Origin of the sequence: Parapedobacter sp. GCM10030251 (genome assembly GCF_042666505.1) — a bacterium.
Classification (GTDB): Bacteria; Bacteroidota; Bacteroidia; order Sphingobacteriales; family Sphingobacteriaceae; genus Parapedobacter.
The window spans coordinates 1-730 of record NZ_JBHTDN010000045.1 but is presented as its reverse complement, the minus strand read 5'-3'; the positions used below and the strand labels follow the sequence as shown (position 1 = coordinate 730).

The 730-nt window shown below is 63.8% G+C and carries 1 pseudogene; it reads right to left on the bottom strand.

Annotated elements, in window-relative coordinates:
• A pseudogene (locus ACFQRK_RS23980) lies at positions 1-730 on the bottom strand (OmpA family protein); the annotation flags it as partial.

Below are 730 nucleotides of genomic sequence, written 5' to 3'. Positions count from 1 at the left end.
CCGGTGCACCCCAGCTGCCGTCTGCCCGCCTCTGGCTGTACCAGATGTCCGTGCCGCCCCGGCCGCCGGGCATATCGCTTACGAAGTACAGGATGCTTCCGTCCCCGCTCAAGGCGGCATGTCCAACCGAATATTCCCCTGCATTATTGTAGGCGAACGGCTCGGCCTGCCAGCCGCCGTTCCCGTCGCGCGTATGGATATACAGCTCCAGGTTGCTGGTCCGGTATCTCCGCCGCTCCTCCCGCGTGATCTCGCCGTCCTTTCCCGCATGCGTGCGGGTCACGTACAGCGTTCTGCCATCGGTGGAGGAAGCCACCGGACCGGTATGGTACGGCCCATTGTTGATGCCCGTGGCTGCGATCACCGCATTTGAAAGCCCGTTGTCCGCCCCGCGGTCCGCCGTGTACACCCGCAGGAACGGGTTGCCCGTCCAACCGTAGGTGGACACGCCACGCATATGCGCGTCCGGCTCGCCCGCATAGTATACCTTATCGCCCGCCGGGAAAACCGAAAACTCAGCCAGCGAGGTGTTCACACCCTCGTTGCGCAGCCTGTGAACCGTGGGATCAGCCATCCATACCAGTGCCGAATCGCAGCCCGCAAGCTGTACCGAAACCCGGCCCCGGTCGCCGGTTTTTTCAGCATACGCTTCCAGCTGCTCCTTCGCCCCGGCATACTTCCCGTTCATCTTCAGCACCTCCCCGTACCGCAGCAGGTTCTCCGGGCTGCT